The 13,585-nt window shown below is 63.7% G+C and carries 14 protein-coding genes; 12 read left to right on the plus strand and 2 right to left on the minus strand.

Annotated elements, in window-relative coordinates:
* Positions 1–26 precede the first annotated feature (26 nt).
* The 12 genes from BCY88_RS05650 (at position 27) to BCY88_RS05705 (ending at position 12,195) form a co-directional block, all read left to right on the plus strand.
* Positions 27–803, plus strand: a complete 777-nt coding sequence (locus BCY88_RS05650; protein WP_120343323.1) for an HpcH/HpaI aldolase family protein — start codon at positions 27–29, stop codon at positions 801–803.
* A 22-nt stretch (positions 804–825) separates the two neighbouring features.
* A complete protein-coding gene (locus BCY88_RS05655) occupies positions 826–1,704 on the plus strand; it encodes an amidohydrolase family protein (RefSeq protein WP_120343324.1) in 879 nt (292 codons plus the stop codon).
* A 50-nt stretch (positions 1,705–1,754) separates the two neighbouring features.
* Positions 1,755–2,900, plus strand: coding sequence for a DUF5624 domain-containing protein (locus tag BCY88_RS05660; protein ID WP_120343325.1), 1,146 nt, complete (start codon positions 1,755–1,757; stop codon positions 2,898–2,900).
* A gap of 89 nt (positions 2,901–2,989) precedes the next feature.
* A complete protein-coding gene (locus tag BCY88_RS05665) occupies positions 2,990–4,309 on the plus strand; it encodes an MFS transporter (RefSeq protein ID WP_183081292.1) in 1,320 nt (439 codons plus the stop codon).
* Positions 4,296–5,402, plus strand: coding sequence for a hypothetical protein (locus BCY88_RS05670; RefSeq protein ID WP_183081293.1), 1,107 nt, complete (start codon positions 4,296–4,298; stop codon positions 5,400–5,402). Before BCY88_RS05665 ends, BCY88_RS05670 begins: the two co-directional genes overlap by 14 nt.
* Before the next feature lie 133 nt (positions 5,403–5,535).
* On the plus strand, positions 5,536–6,645 hold the full coding sequence (locus tag BCY88_RS05675) for a porin (RefSeq protein ID WP_120343328.1): 1,110 nt from the start codon (positions 5,536–5,538) through the stop codon (positions 6,643–6,645).
* A gap of 227 nt (positions 6,646–6,872) precedes the next feature.
* Positions 6,873–7,121: a hypothetical protein gene (locus BCY88_RS05680; protein WP_120343329.1), complete on the plus strand. Its 249-nt coding sequence runs from the start codon at positions 6,873–6,875 to the stop codon at positions 7,119–7,121.
* A gap of 220 nt (positions 7,122–7,341) precedes the next feature.
* Positions 7,342–7,809 carry a rhodanese-like domain-containing protein gene (locus BCY88_RS05685; protein ID WP_120343330.1) on the plus strand — a complete coding sequence of 156 codons (468 nt, stop codon included), beginning with the start codon at positions 7,342–7,344 and terminating at the stop codon, positions 7,807–7,809.
* Positions 7,810–7,851: 42 nt separating this feature from the next.
* Entirely contained in the window at positions 7,852–8,829 is a 978-nt protein-coding gene (epsC, locus tag BCY88_RS05690; protein ID WP_120343331.1) for a serine O-acetyltransferase EpsC, read from the plus strand.
* Positions 8,826–9,101 (plus strand): helix-turn-helix domain-containing protein, encoded by a 276-nt coding sequence (locus BCY88_RS05695; protein WP_120343332.1) that lies wholly within the window; start codon positions 8,826–8,828, stop codon positions 9,099–9,101. Before epsC ends, BCY88_RS05695 begins: the two co-directional genes overlap by 4 nt.
* A 108-nt stretch (positions 9,102–9,209) precedes the next feature.
* A complete protein-coding gene (locus BCY88_RS05700) occupies positions 9,210–10,142 on the plus strand; it encodes a family 2A encapsulin nanocompartment shell protein (protein ID WP_025495879.1) in 933 nt (310 codons plus the stop codon).
* Positions 10,117–12,195, plus strand: coding sequence for a family 2A encapsulin nanocompartment cargo protein cysteine desulfurase (locus BCY88_RS05705; protein WP_120343333.1), 2,079 nt, complete (start codon positions 10,117–10,119; stop codon positions 12,193–12,195). Before BCY88_RS05700 ends, BCY88_RS05705 begins: the two co-directional genes overlap by 26 nt.
* 48 nt (positions 12,196–12,243) lie before the next feature.
* Here BCY88_RS05705 and BCY88_RS05710 read toward each other — a convergent pair whose 3' ends face one another.
* Together BCY88_RS05710 and BCY88_RS05715 are read right to left on the minus strand one after the other, a co-directional pair.
* The gene (locus BCY88_RS05710; protein ID WP_259461254.1) at positions 12,244–12,525 is read right to left on the minus strand and encodes a DUF971 domain-containing protein; all 282 of its coding nucleotides are present in this window, start codon (positions 12,523–12,525) and stop codon (positions 12,244–12,246) included.
* Complete coding sequence (locus BCY88_RS05715; RefSeq protein WP_120343334.1) at positions 12,522–13,517, minus strand: HEAT repeat domain-containing protein; 996 nt, start codon at positions 13,515–13,517, stop codon at positions 12,522–12,524. Before BCY88_RS05715 ends, BCY88_RS05710 begins: the two co-directional genes overlap by 4 nt.
* Positions 13,518–13,585: the final 68 nt, after the last annotated feature.

A 13,585-nucleotide genomic window follows, 5' to 3' on the forward strand; every position in this document is an offset into this window, starting at 1 on the left:
TCCACCTACACAACGACGGAGACAGCATGAACGGTGCGGAACTGGTCGAACGCCTGCGCGGGCGGCACAAGATCATTGCGCTGGGAATTCGCGCCTCGCGCACGACGGACGCGGTCCGCTGGGCCAAGGCGGCCGGCTACGACACGATCTGGGTGGACATGGAACATAGCTCGCTGCCGGTCGATACCGTGTCGCAACTGTGCTCGTGCGCGGTCGACCTCGGCTTGATGCCGTGGGTGCGCGTGCCGGAGCGCGATTACGGCACGATCAACCGCGTGCTGGACGGTGGCGCGCTCGGCATCATCGTGCCGCGCGTCGAGACCGCCGAGCAGGCGCGCGATGCCGTGATCGCCACGCGCTTTCCGCCGCTCGGCCAGCGTTCGCAACTGGCGACGCTGCCCTACGTCAACTTCGAGAAATTGCCCGCCCGCGAACTCAACCGGCGTCTGAATGAAGCGACCGTTCTTAAGGTGCTGATCGAAAGCCGCGCGGGCGTCGAGGCGGCGGATGCGATCGCCGCGATCGAAGGCGTCGACGTGCTGGCGCTCGGCTGCAACGATCTCTCCGCCGACCTGGGCCACACCGGCGAATCGGCACATCCCGAAGTCGTGGCGGCATGCCGCAAAGTCATCGCGGCCGCGCAACGGCACGGCAAGGTGGTGATCGTGGGCGGCATGCCGGAGTGCGAGGCGCTCAATGAATTGCGCCGCGAAGGCGCCGCGCCTTTCGTCTTTGCCGGCATCGACAGCGATGTTTATCTGGCGGCGCTGCGCGAGCGCGTGGCGCAGGCACGTCAACTTTAATTCGAACTCTTACTTTCAGATCATGGCAGAAACCCCGCTGATTTCCACGCCGATGCGTGACTACGAAACGTTGTCGCGGCCGTCGTTCACGATGCCGGCGCTCGCATGCGACGCGCACATGCACGTGTTCGGCTCCGAAGACAAATATCCCAAGGTCGAGCATCCGCACTACACGCTGCCGGACGGCAAGCTTTCGCACTATCTGCAGATGATGAGCGTGCTGCAACTGAAGCGTTTCGTGATCGTGCAGCCGAGTTTCTACGGTACGGACAACCGTTGCCTGATCGACGCGCTGCACGTGGCGGGTTCGATCGCGCGCGGTGTCGTGATGATCGACGAGAACACAGGCGCGGCGACGCTCGACAGTTTCAACCGGTCTGGTGTTCGCGCGGTGCGGCTCGATCTGTTTGCGCGTTCCGGACTGCCGACTGCTGAAATCCAGCAGTACATCACGCGTATGGCCCGCCTGTGCGCGAGCCTCGGCTGGCACGTGCAGTTCTATGCGCCGGGCTGGGTGGTGCGCAATCTGATTCCGTTTCTCGCCGACGTACAGACCGATTTCGTCATCGACCACATGGGCTACATGCTCGAAGAAGACGGGCTCACGCAAGCGGACTTCGACCGCCTGCTCAGCTTGCTGAAAGACGGCCACTGCTGGCTTAAACTCAGCGCGCCGTACCGGATCGCCAAACATCGCGGCTATGAAGCGGTAGCGCCCATGGCCGAAGCGATCATCAAGGCCGCGCCGCACAAGGTGATCTGGGGTTCGGACTGGCCGCACATTCCCGATTCGACGCGCGACACCGGCGAGTTGCTGAATCTGCTCGGTGCATGGACTATCGATCCGGCGGTGCACAAGATGATCCTGTCCGACAATCCCGCGCGCCTGTTCGACTACTGAGCGCGCACTGAACGACTACTGAGCGATTACCGAGGCGGTACACACCCACTATGTCCTACCAACCCAACGCAGCGTTTGCCGGTCTCTTTCGCGCGTTCACGTCGGACCCGCAGAGCATTGGCGCGCACCTGACGCAGCAGATGGCGCAGCAGCAGGCGGACGATCCGCTGCTGGTGTCGACCGGCAGCGATATCGTGCTGTTTCCCGGCGCGGGGCGTGCGCCGACCATCGAGAGCTTTCGCAAATCCACGCGCGGTTTCATCGAGTTGACGGCGGTATCGCATTTGCCGCTGGCGCTGGCTTATCTTGCGCGGATGCGCGAAATCGCGCCGCACGACGCGGCATGGCAACGTGACGCGTCGAACCTGCGCAGCCACGCGCAGCAAACCCGCGAAGCGAACTCGCTGGCGCTGTGGCGCGACCACGTCGCGGTCGATAGTTTCGCGGGCCATGAGCAGAAGATCGCCGATCTCGTCGACTACACCTGTGGCGTGACGATCGGTCTGCTCGACCGGATCGAGAAAGATCATGCGCTGCTGAGCTTCGAACGCCTGAACGACGAGTACTTCGCCGCGCCGTCCACGAGCGCGTTTCCCGTACCGATGAACGACGTGATGTTCGCGACTTTCGGACTCGCGTTTCTCGACATCGTCTATCGCATCGGCAACTGGTTGCGCGCGCAGGCGCTCGACTGGAACCGCTTGATGGTGCTGGTCAGCGGCCGCTCGGGCCGCCCGACTGCCGGCGTGACCTGGGCGTCGAACAACATGTGCTACCTGGTGTGGTGCGCGTCGGATCGCGTGCTGCTGCCCGAGCGCGTGTTTATCGCGCCGCATGCGCCGTCGTTCTCGGTCGCCGAGTTGCCGGACGCTGCGGGCATGAAGGAACTGGAGCGCACGTACCGGGATTTGTGGCTCAACACGCGTGCCAGTATCGACGTCGCGCGCGCTCTGTTTCCTGCGCAGAATCCGTATCACTTCGATCCGGCGCCGCCCGGCGGCATGCCGCCCATCACCTCGATCGACGACCGCGCTGCGACCACCGCGCGCCTGCGCCGCATCATGGAAGATCCGACGCAACTGCTGTCCAATTGCGTGGCGGATTACATCGTCGATCAGCTGTACCGCAACGGCAATCAGCCGCAAAAGGTCGAGATTCCAGGTTTTACGAATGTGATTTTCCCGGGCGCCGCATAGTCATAACGACGGCCGCCCGAACGACACCCGCGCGCATGGGCGCCCGCGCGGGTCATAACAAAACGCCCTTGATGAAGGAGACAGGCTTCATGAATCCACTCGCACTAGAACCGTCGGCGGGTCCACCGGTCAGCAACGTGCTGCGCATCACGCTGGTGTGCTTCGCGGTGTCGATGATCGATGGCTTCGACACGCTGATGTTGTCGTTCGTCGCGCCCTTGCTGGCGAAGTCGTTGCAGATCGATCACGCAACGCTCGGCCGTGTGTTTGGCGCGGGCTTTATCGGCACGGTGCTGGGTTCGCTGATCGTCGGGCCGCTGGCGGATCGTTTCGGACGACGGCCGATGCTGCTGCTCGCGCTCGCCGTCACCGGCATTTTCACGCTCGGCTGTGCGTTCGCCACCTCCGCGGCCATGCTGGCCACGCTGCGGTTTATCGGCGGACTCGGCATGGGCGGCGCCATTCCGCCAGTGGCGGCGATCACCGCTGAGAGCAGTTCGCCGCAACGCCGGTCCTCGCTGGTGATTCTGATGTTCATCGGTTTTCCGCTCGGCGCGGTAGTGGGCGGCGCGATCACCGCGGCCTTGATGGTGCGTTTCGGCTGGCCGTTCGTATTCCTGATGGGCGGCACGTTCGCTTTGCTCGCGCTGATTCCGGTGTTGCTCGTCATTCCGGCGCAAACCGTCAGTCGCGCCGAACGGGCAGCGGCACGGCAGCACGCGGCGGCACGCGGTCTGAGTGTGGTCGGCAGCATGTTTACCGGCGGCCGGCTTCCGGCGACGCTGGCGCTGTGGGTCAGCGTGTTGTCGAGCATGATCCTGTCGGGCTTCCTGGTCAGCTTCATGCCGACCATTCTCAACATGAACGGTGTCGAACCGGGCCGTGCCGCGCTCGGTTCGGTGTTGCTCAATCTGGGGGCCATCGGCGGCGCGCTGGTGATCTCGACGCTGGTGGGCAAACGTGGGCCGTTTATGCCAGTGGCCATTTCCTTTGTGGGCGGCGCGGTGTTGACCGTGGCCTTGGGGCAGATCATCGGCGCGGGGAATATTGCGCTGGCGATGCTGTTTGCGGTCGGCGCGTTTCTGGTCGGCGGGCAATTGACGTTTCCGGCGATTGCCAGCTATCTGTTCCCTTCCAATGTGCGGGCGGCCGGTGTGGGTTGGACGCTCGCGATCGGACGCATCGGTTCGATCGTCGGGCCGGTGGTCGGCGGCATGCTGCTGTCGCAGCATCTGGCATTCGAAACGCTCTTCATGCTGGCCGCGATTCTCGCGGTGGGCGCGGCGCTCGGCCTTTGTCTTGCCAATGTGCTGCGGCCGCGAGAGAAGGAGGGCGGAGCGGCCACGCCGGCTGCGTCTTTTGCGATCACGGGTTCGGAGTTGGGAGAAGCCAGTCATGGCAAAAACTGAATTGGGCGCGGGTCTGCTCACGGTGCTGCAGCAACTGCCGACCAGCGGTGCGCGCGCGGTGGAAGTGTTTACGACGGATGAGGGCACCTTTCTCGGCGTGCCGCAACTCGCGCGCGACGTGCCGGGTGAGCCGCCTTATATGAACGGCGGCGACAGCGACATCGAAGCACCTGTCTACCGCTGGCAGGACGGCCGTTTTATCGAGTATGAAACACTGCCGCTACCTGGCGGCGAGGACCTCGAGTACTTTGAGATCGACGGTCGGCGCTTTCTTGCGACGGCCGGCATTCGAAGCGGCAAGGGGCCGTACGATCTCGATACCGATGCAGTCGTGTACGAACGCGTTGCCGGCGCATGGGTGCCGATGCAAAGCTTCCCGGTTTTCGCGGCGAAGCAGTGGACCGCCTTTTCGTTCGACTCGCGTCATTTCCTCGGTTTGTCGCAAGGCGTGGTGGTCGACGGTGTCGAGCCGAAACATCCACGCGAATCCTGTCTGTTCGAGTGGAATGGCGAGCGCTTCGTGCCGTTTCAGAACTTCAATGGTCAGTGGGGCTACAACTTCGCGTTCGTGTCGTTCGGTGGCGAGCACTATCTCGCGTATGCGGATCACGTCAGCGGCTCGTCCGTGAGTCGCTGGAACGGCGAGACGTTTGTGCCGCTGCAAACCTTCAGCGAAAACGGCGGCCGTGCGTTCCGCTTTTTTGAAACCGATGGTGCGCTCTGGATGGTGCACGCGAATCTGCTCAAACACACCACGCTCTATCGATTCGATGGTGCGCAGTTCGTCGAGATGCAGGTGCTGGGCGGACCGGGCGGGCGCGAGCTGTGTCTGATCGACGGCAAGGCGGGACGCTATCTGGTGCGCGCCTGCTTTATCACCGGAACGCCTAAAGCGCCCGTCGTCATGCCGCAATCGGAGATTTTCCACTGGCGGGATGGATGTTTCGAACTGGTGGGCGACTTCGCGAGTTCCGGCGCAACCGATGTCGCCAGCTTTGTCGAAGGCGCTCAGCGATATCTGGTGGTCAGCAACAGCCTGAGCGGCGAGATCCGCTTTCGTACCGATTCGACCTTATACCGGTTCAACGGTTAGCGGCTAGCAGCGGGACCCGAATCCCAGCAGTGCCCCGGCGGCCCGCCGGGCAGTTCCACACAGGAACCGATGTCCCTTTTTGCGGGGGAGGGCGACGCTTTGCCTTTTAAAAATAAAACATTGGAGACGAGCAATGAAGAAGTTTGCCTTGAGCTTAAGCGCAACTGCAGTACTGGCTTTGAGCAGCCAGATGGCCCATGCACAAAGCAGCGTGACTTTATACGGCATTATCGATGCGGGTATTACCTATTTCAGCAACGTGAACGGCCATTCGAATTTCGTCGCCAACGACGGTTCGATCCAGTCGAACCGTTGGGGCCTGCGCGGTGTGGAGGATATCGGCGGCGGCACGCGGGTCGTCTTCGATCTCGAGAACGGCTTCAATCTCTACTCGGGCACGATGGTGCAATCGGGCGTGCTGTTCAGCCGCCAGGCGTGGTTGGGTGTCGAGAATCAGACTTACGGCAGGTTCACGCTCGGCAAGCAGTACGATTTCTTCTGGGACAATCTCACGCAGTTTGCGATGGGGCAGGTCGCCGGTCAGTACTCGTGGCATCCAGGTGACTTCGATCACCTTGCGGGTACGTTGCACATCAATAACGCAATCAAGTACACGTCGCCGAATTACCTTGGATTGCAAGCGGGCGCGCTGTATGCATTTCCTTCGCAATCCGTATCAGCGGGAACGGGGCGCGTGATCGCGTTCGGATTGCGCTATTCGAATGGACCGTTGAACCTCGGCGCCGCGTACACCGATACGCACGATCTTGGCCTGAATGGACCGAGCCAGGCCGGCACCACGTTCTTCCCCGATCTGCCCGGCGCGCCCGTGCTGGCCAGCAGCGTCAGCAGCTTCGGGGTGGGCGGCAGCTATCGCTTCGGCCGCAGCCTGACGCGGCTGCTGTTTACGGACACGCACTTCCGTATCCGTAACGACAACGGTTCGATGCCGACCTATGAAATCAACGAAGTATTCCAGTTGACTCCCGCCACGACGCTGATGGGCGGCTACTGGTACAGCAAGCTCGGCTCGCAGAAGTGGCAGAACGGCACGCTGCTGCTCGACTACGCGCTGTCGAAACGCACCGATGTCTATACGAGCGCGACCTATCTGCGCGCGTCGGGTGGCGCGGCGCCGGTTTTCCTCGGCGGCGGCGCGGCACCGGTGTTTACCAATGGCGTGTATGTCGGCACGGGTCAGTCGTCGACCGCGGTGCGTGTGGGGATCCGCACGCTGTTCTAGTCCTGGCCGCGCCAGCACAAAAGGCGCGGCGTAGTGACGATTGACACTGACGAAACGTACGCCGCGCGCCGACGCGGCGACTGATACGGCCAGCCACCGTCGTACGGCCCATGGAATCCATGGGGCTATAGGCTCTTTCTCCGAAAACCAATCCACAAAAGCTTGTTTGCGATTCCGTATCCAGGTCGCTAGATTCATTCATATCGCAATGAATCGACGGAGGTCGCATGACCACACTTTCAGCGACGCTTATCTGGGGCGGACTGCGGCATCCTGTGCGAAGCCTGCAGAAGCAATTGTCAAAACGCGCGCCTGTCTTGTCTGAACAATCGTCAGACAAGACGGCTGCCGCGACCTACACGTCTCCATCGCCCGAACAGCTCGAGCGCATTGCGGCTTACGCGCGCTGCGGCTATTTCCATATGGAATACACGGCGGGCATGTTTGTCGTGCCGCTCGAGATCCCACGGGACTAATCGGCAACCCGCCGCTCGCGCGGCGGGGCCGCCACGGGCGGCCGGTGCAGGGTGGTTCCAAGCAGGAGCGACCGAACCGATGCTTCTTTAGAAATCACAATTAATTGGTTCGGCTTCGGCTGACTCTCTTTCATAGTGTCTTCTGATGGCTATAGGCGGTTGCATTCGCAGATGGCTTAGACCCGCGCGTACTGATTCGCGCGATATCGACGGAGACATCATGACGCTTGAACTCGCAGAACGACCCACCCTCGCACTGCTCGAGGCCGCCCGTTCGAAGGCCGCCGAAGCCGGTTTGCCCTATGCCGGCGGCCTGTCGCCGCAGGATGCGTGGGCGCTCGTCCAGGCCGGCGACGCCGTGCTGGTGGACGTGCGCACCGCTGAAGAACGCAAATTCGTCGGACTCGTGCCGGACAGCGTGCATGTCGCGTGGGCGACCGGCACGAGCCTGACGCGCAATCCGCGCTTTGTGCGTGAACTGGAAGCCAAAACCGGCAAGGACGCGCTCGTGCTGCTGCTGTGCCGCAGCGGCAACCGCTCGGCGCTGGCCGCCGAAGCCGCGGCGAAAGCCGGCTTCACGCAGGTATTCAATGTTCTGGAAGGTTTCGAAGGGGAGCTGGACGGCGCGCAACGGCGCGGCGCCAGCAATGGTTGGCGCTTTCATGGGCTGCCGTGGATTCAGGACTGAAGACCTGATCGTTCACGCTGCACTTTACGGGGAGTAACCGCTGTGGCTGTGTTTGATGTCGATGAAATTGTCCACGCGCTTCAGACGGTCCGCCAGCAGTGGCGCGAAGTGCAGAAGCGCTCGCTGGAGCCGGGCGGGCGTGAATTGCCGGGGCGCGAAGCGCTCTCGGAGATCATCGAGACGCTCAAGGGCGTGCTTTTTCCGATGCGGCTCGGTCCGGCCGATCTGCGTCAGGAAAGCGAAAACTTCTATGTCGGGCACGCGCTCGACGCCGCGCTGCATGCCTTGCTGAGTCAGGCGCGTCTGGAGCTGCACTACCGCAGCCGTCACCAGCCGCCGCCTGGCGCCACGATCGAGGCACAGGCCGGCGTCGCGGTACGTGCTTTCGCGGCGCGCCTGCCGGCGATTCGCAGCCTGCTCGATAGCGACGTACTGGCGGCGTTTCACGGCGACCCGGCGGCAGGCAGCGTGGATGAAGTCCTGCTGTGCTATCCGGGCGTGCTGGCGATGATCCACCATCGGCTCGCGCATGAGCTCTATGGGCTCGGGCTGCCGCTGCTCGCGCGCATCATCGCCGAACTCGCGCATGCGCAGACCGGCATCGACATTCATCCGGGCGCGCGGATCGGCGCGGGATTCTTCATCGATCATGGCACGGGCGTGGTGATCGGCGAAACGGCCATCATCGGCGAACGCGTGCGGGTCTATCAGGCGGTCACGCTGGGTGCGAAACGCTTTCCGCGCGACGCGCAAGGTCATCTGGAAAAGGGCCATGCCCGTCATCCGATCGTCGAAGACGACGTCGTCATTTACGCGGGCGCCACGATTCTTGGCCGCGTCACGCTCGGGCAGGGTTCGGTGATCGGCGGCAACGTATGGCTCACGCAGGATGTCGCGCCGGGCACGCACGTGACGCAGGCCGTATCGCGCAACGAGGGCACCGGCGCCGCCGCGGTTCGCGAGCGCACGCCGCGCGATCACGCGGATGTCGAGCCAGTGGCTGCCGGAGCCGCGCGATGAGTGTGCTCGTCAGGGACTTCGGCGCCGCGGTGCGGCGCTTTCGCGAGGCGTCCGGCTGGTCGCAGGAGCAACTGGCCGAGCACGCCGGGCTCAATCGCTCTTATGTCGGCGAGATCGAACGCGGTTCTGCTATTGCGTCGATTGTCACGCTCGACAAGCTGGCCCGCGCGTTCAACGTGCCGGTCGAGCGCCTGCTCGGCCATTCATCCGATGGCGCGAACCTGGCCGCGCGCCCGCATTCCGCGCTCGTCGATCCGGCCTCTGCCCGTTAGACCGCCTCGTTGCCGTCTATAGCATGTTGAACGGCTGGGGGCGGCTTCCGATAATCACTTTCGTTCATAAGCTTTCCCGTTTTTCTTCTATCAAACCCGGAGCAACAGATGACAGCAACAGTGGGCGGCCTGACGGCGCTCGGCGATACCGCAGCACGGCAACTAGCCAATGCCACCAAAACCGTTCCGCAACTGGCGACGATTACGCCCCGCTGGCTCACCCATCTGCTGCAATGGCTGCCGGTCGAGGCAGGCATCTATCGCCTCAACCAGGTGAAGAACCCGGAAGCCGTCAAGGCGGCCTGCACCGCGCGTGAAGACGAGAGCATTCTGCCGCGCACCTTCGTACCCTACGAGGAGCAACCGCGCGAATACTTCCTGAATGCGGTCAGCACGGTGCTCGACGTGCACACGCGGATCTCGGATCTGTATAGCAGTCCGCACGATCAGATCAAGGAACAACTGCGGCTCACGATCGAAACGATCAAGGAGTTGCAGGAAAGCCAGCTGATCAACAACCCTGACTACGGCCTGCTTGCCAACGTCGCGGAAGAGCAGCGCGTGTTTCCGCTGACCGGCGCGCCGACGCCCGACGATCTCGACGAACTGCTGACCAGGGTATGGAAAGAGCCGGCGTTTTTCCTGACGCATCCGCTCGCCATCGCCGCGTTCGGCCGTGAATGCACGCGCCGCGGCGTGCCGCCGCCGACCGTCAGCCTGTTCGGTTCGCAGTTTCTGACCTGGCGCGGCATTCCGCTGATTCCGTCGGACAAAGTGCCGGTTGCCGATGGCAAGACCAAGATTCTGCTGCTGCGCGTAGGCGACAAGCGCCAGGGTGTGGTCGGCCTGTTCCAGCCGGGCGTGGCCGGCGAACAGGGGCCGGGTCTGTCGGTCCGCTTCATGGGCATCAACAATCATGCGATCGCTTCGTATCTGATCTCGCTCTATTGCTCGCTCGCGGTGCATTCGCCGGACGCGCTGGCGGTTCTCGATGACGTGGAGATCGGCAAGTACCATGACTACCCAGACACCTACAAGTAAGCCCATGGATAGCGTTCTGCCGCACGACGTGCCGACGGGTCCGCCCGCGGGTTTGCCTGATCCGGCGACGTTGGCGTCGCTGGCCAACGCGTTCTTCTCGGCGCTGCCGGGCAACGCGCCGCAGGTAGGCGGTGCGCCCGGCGTGGCGGCCACGCTGCCGCTCACGGCGCCCGTGACCAGTGAAGTCAGCAATCCGGCCCCGGCCGGTTCGCCGCTCGCGGGTCCGGGCGGCACGGGCACAGGCGTGCCTGGCGCCGCGTTGCCGCAGGGGCATCTGCCTGGCGGCAACCTGTTGCCTTCGGCGCCCACCCATGTGCTGTCGCTCGGCAATCGTGCGCCCGCGCTGGCGCCGCATGCCGTTGCGCAGAACGGCTTGCCGGATAGCGCGGTGAGCGTGGCGCCGGCACTCGATCCGCGCTTTGGCGGGGCGGCGCTGGGCGTGCCCGAGGGACACGGTGCGCAGCGTCCGTCCGCGGGCGGTGCGTCACCAGTGTCACCAGTATCAGCGGGGTCCGCATCGCCTTTTTATTTCCTGGGCGAATCGGGACAAGCTGAAACCTCGAGCGTCGCGTCACCGGATATCGTCGTGCCTGGCTGGCATGAAGTGAAGGCGCAATCGTTCGGCCTGCCTGGTGTCGACGAGCCGCTGGCGGAGCAGCGCTTTCCGTACGACGGTCTGGCGGCCTCACCAGCGAGGTCGGCGACGTCGGCCACGACGCCCGCGCAGCACAGCGGCGGCTCGCATTATTTCCTGAATCTGAATGAGGGCTCACACTTGCCTCGCCAGACGCCAGGAGAGAAGGGCGGCGTGCCGCATGCGGGGCTGTCGGCTCACCCGCCATTCGATGTGAATGCGATTCGCCGCGACTTTCCGATTCTGCAGGAGCGCGTGAATGGCCGTCAGCTGGTGTGGTTCGACAATGCCGCGACCACGCACAAACCGCAGGCGGTGATCGATCGGCTTGCGTATTTCTACGCGCATGAAAACTCGAACATCCATCGGGCTGCTCATGCGCTGGCCGGCCGTGCCACCGATGCATACGAAGCCGCACGCAGCAAGGTGCAGCGTTTTATCGGCGCGGCCTCGCCTGAAGAAATCATCTTCGTGCGCGGCACCACCGAGGCGATCAACCTGATCGCGAAGACGTGGGGCGTGAAGCACGTGGGCGAGGGCGACGAGATCATCGTTTCGCATCTGGAGCATCACGCCAACATCGTGCCGTGGCAGCAGCTTGCCGCCCAGACCGGTGCGAAGCTGCGCGTGATTCCGGTCGACGACAGCGGCCAGGTCCTGCTCGACGAATACCGGCGGCTTCTCAATGACCGTACGAAGATCGTGTCGGTCACGCAGGTATCGAACGCGCTGGGCACGGTGGTGCCGGTCAAGGAGATCGTCGAGCTGGCGCATCGGGCCGGGGCGAAGGCCTTGGTCGACGGTGCGCAGTCGGTATCGCACATGCGCGTGGACGTGCAGGCGCTCGACGCCGATTTCTTCGTGTTCTCGGGGCACAAGGTATTCGGCCCGACCGGCATCGGCGTGGTCTACGGCAAGCGCGCGATTCTCGAGGACATGCCGCCGTGGCAGGGTGGCGGCAACATGATCGCGGACGTCACCTTCGAGCGCACCGTGTTCCAGCCTCCGCCGAATCGCTTCGAAGCGGGCACGGGCAATATCGCCGATGCAGTGGGTCTCGGTGCGGCGATCGATTACGTTCAGCGCGTGGGGATCGAGAATATCGCGCGTTATGAGCACGATCTGCTGGCCTATGCGACGAGCGTGCTGCAACCCGTGCCGGGCGTTCGCCTGATCGGCACGGCGCGCGACAAGGCCAGTGTGTTGTCCTTCGTATTGAAGGGTTACGAGACCGAGGAAGTCGGCCAGGCGTTGAACGAAGAGGGCATTGCGGTGCGCTCGGGCCATCATTGCGCGCAGCCGATCTTGCGGCGCTTCGGCGTCGAAGCCACGGTGAGGCCGTCGCTTGCGTTCTACAACACCTGCGATGAAGTCGACGCGCTGGTGTCGGTGGTGCGTCGGCTGTCTTCGCGGCGCTAATGAAAAGCGGCGGCCTTTCACGGCCGCCGCTTTTTTTCACGCCCGCACTCAGGCAATACCCGCCAGATAGTCCCACGGATAAATCCCCTGCGCGTGTCCGTCGCTGAATGCGATCTGCACGCCATATCCCATTGGCTGCATCTCGACGATCGCGACATGCGGCTCGATCCGCGCAGCGTGACCTGCATGCGTCAGGCGGCGGCAGGTGGAGCAGGGGCACCTTTCCCTCAGCGTCGCGTTGTCGATCCACTGCGTCTGTCCGCTATTCCATGTCAGGGACAATCGTCCACTCGCCGCGTGAATCGTTATATGGTCGGGCGCGTTCATCATTGCGCCTTTTCAATTTGCGTCAGGGCGATTCGGGCCGCTTTGCGTACTTCCGGATCGGGGTCGGCCGCGGCGGCGTGCAAGGCCGGCAGTGACGCCACGTCGCCCAGTTCGCCAAGCGACAAGGCCGCTTCCTTGCGCAAGTTGCTGATTGCGTGAGTGAGCAGTGCGGCGAGTGCGGTGCTCGCGGTTGCGTCGCGGAGTTTGCCCAATGCGCGGACAGCCTGCAAACGGACTTGCCAGTAGTCGTCGTCAAGCGCCGCGACCAGCGCATCGCGTGCGCTCTGCACGCGCAGTTTGCCGAGCGTGGCTGCCGCTTCTTCACGGACCTGCCACGCGGCATCGCGTAGTGCGCTCAGCAAGGCGGCGACGGTGTCCTCCGTTGCGGCCGCACCGATGCCCAACGACCCGATTGCCGCGCGCCGTACGGCGGCGTTCGGATCATGTGCGGCGATTGCGGTGAGGGGCCCGAGGGCACGCTCGCTCTTCAACCAGCCGAGCACGCTCACCGCTTCGAGCCGCACCAGCTCTTCGCTCGCACTCAGCGCGGCGAGCGCGGGTTCCAGGGCGCCTGCGTAGCGTAATTCGCGCAGACCGCGCAGCGCAGCCTGGCGCACGAATGGATCGCGATGTGTCGTGAAGGGGGCGAGCAGCGGTCCCGATTCGGGATTCTTCAGATTCGACAGACTCTGCGCCGCTGCGTCGCGCACCTCTTCCGCACGATCCGCCAGCGCTTCGCAGAGCGCTTGAACCGCGTCGGCGCGCTCCCACGCACCGAGCACCTCGGCGGCCTGAGCGCGTACCTCCGATGATGTGTCGGTACGCAAGGCGGCGACCATCGGTCCGAGCACGGTTTCGTCTTCGAGATCGGCGAGCGCGAGCAGGGCGATGCGGCGCACCGCGGCATCTGTGGACGCCAGGCGCGGCAAGATTTCGGCGGCTTCCGGATCGAGGGAATCGGGGTCGAACGTGAGCGGAAGCGAAATATCGGTCATGAATTGAATAGTGTCTGGATTGAAACGGGGGCGTTCAACAGAGGGGGCAATACCCCGCTCAGGCCCGC

It is taken from the genome of Paraburkholderia fungorum (assembly GCF_003610895.1).
GTDB lineage: Bacteria > Pseudomonadota > Gammaproteobacteria > Burkholderiales > Burkholderiaceae > Paraburkholderia > Paraburkholderia fungorum_B.

What these genes read in the sequence shown, in the direction of transcription:
- BCY88_RS05650 (WP_120343323.1), top strand. Translation starts at nt 27, where the DNA reads ATGAACGGTGCGGAACTGGTCGAACGCCTGCGCGGGCGGCACAAGATC.
- BCY88_RS05655 (WP_120343324.1), top strand. Translation starts at nt 826, where the DNA reads ATGGCAGAAACCCCGCTGATTTCCACGCCGATGCGTGACTACGAAACG.
- BCY88_RS05660 (WP_120343325.1), top strand. Translation starts at nt 1,755, where the DNA reads ATGTCCTACCAACCCAACGCAGCGTTTGCCGGTCTCTTTCGCGCGTTC.
- BCY88_RS05665 (WP_183081292.1), top strand. Translation starts at nt 2,990, where the DNA reads ATGAATCCACTCGCACTAGAACCGTCGGCGGGTCCACCGGTCAGCAAC.
- BCY88_RS05670 (WP_183081293.1), top strand. Translation starts at nt 4,296, where the DNA reads ATGGCAAAAACTGAATTGGGCGCGGGTCTGCTCACGGTGCTGCAGCAA.
- BCY88_RS05675 (WP_120343328.1), top strand. Translation starts at nt 5,536, where the DNA reads ATGAAGAAGTTTGCCTTGAGCTTAAGCGCAACTGCAGTACTGGCTTTG.
- BCY88_RS05680 (WP_120343329.1), top strand. Translation starts at nt 6,873, where the DNA reads ATGACCACACTTTCAGCGACGCTTATCTGGGGCGGACTGCGGCATCCT.
- BCY88_RS05685 (WP_120343330.1), top strand. Translation starts at nt 7,342, where the DNA reads ATGACGCTTGAACTCGCAGAACGACCCACCCTCGCACTGCTCGAGGCC.
- BCY88_RS05695 (WP_120343332.1), top strand. Translation starts at nt 8,826, where the DNA reads ATGAGTGTGCTCGTCAGGGACTTCGGCGCCGCGGTGCGGCGCTTTCGC.
- BCY88_RS05700 (WP_025495879.1), top strand. Translation starts at nt 9,210, where the DNA reads ATGACAGCAACAGTGGGCGGCCTGACGGCGCTCGGCGATACCGCAGCA.
- BCY88_RS05705 (WP_120343333.1), top strand. Translation starts at nt 10,117, where the DNA reads ATGACTACCCAGACACCTACAAGTAAGCCCATGGATAGCGTTCTGCCG.
- BCY88_RS05710 (WP_259461254.1), bottom strand. Translation starts at nt 12,525, where the DNA reads ATGATGAACGCGCCCGACCATATAACGATTCACGCGGCGAGTGGACGA.
- BCY88_RS05715 (WP_120343334.1), bottom strand. Translation starts at nt 13,517, where the DNA reads ATGACCGATATTTCGCTTCCGCTCACGTTCGACCCCGATTCCCTCGAT.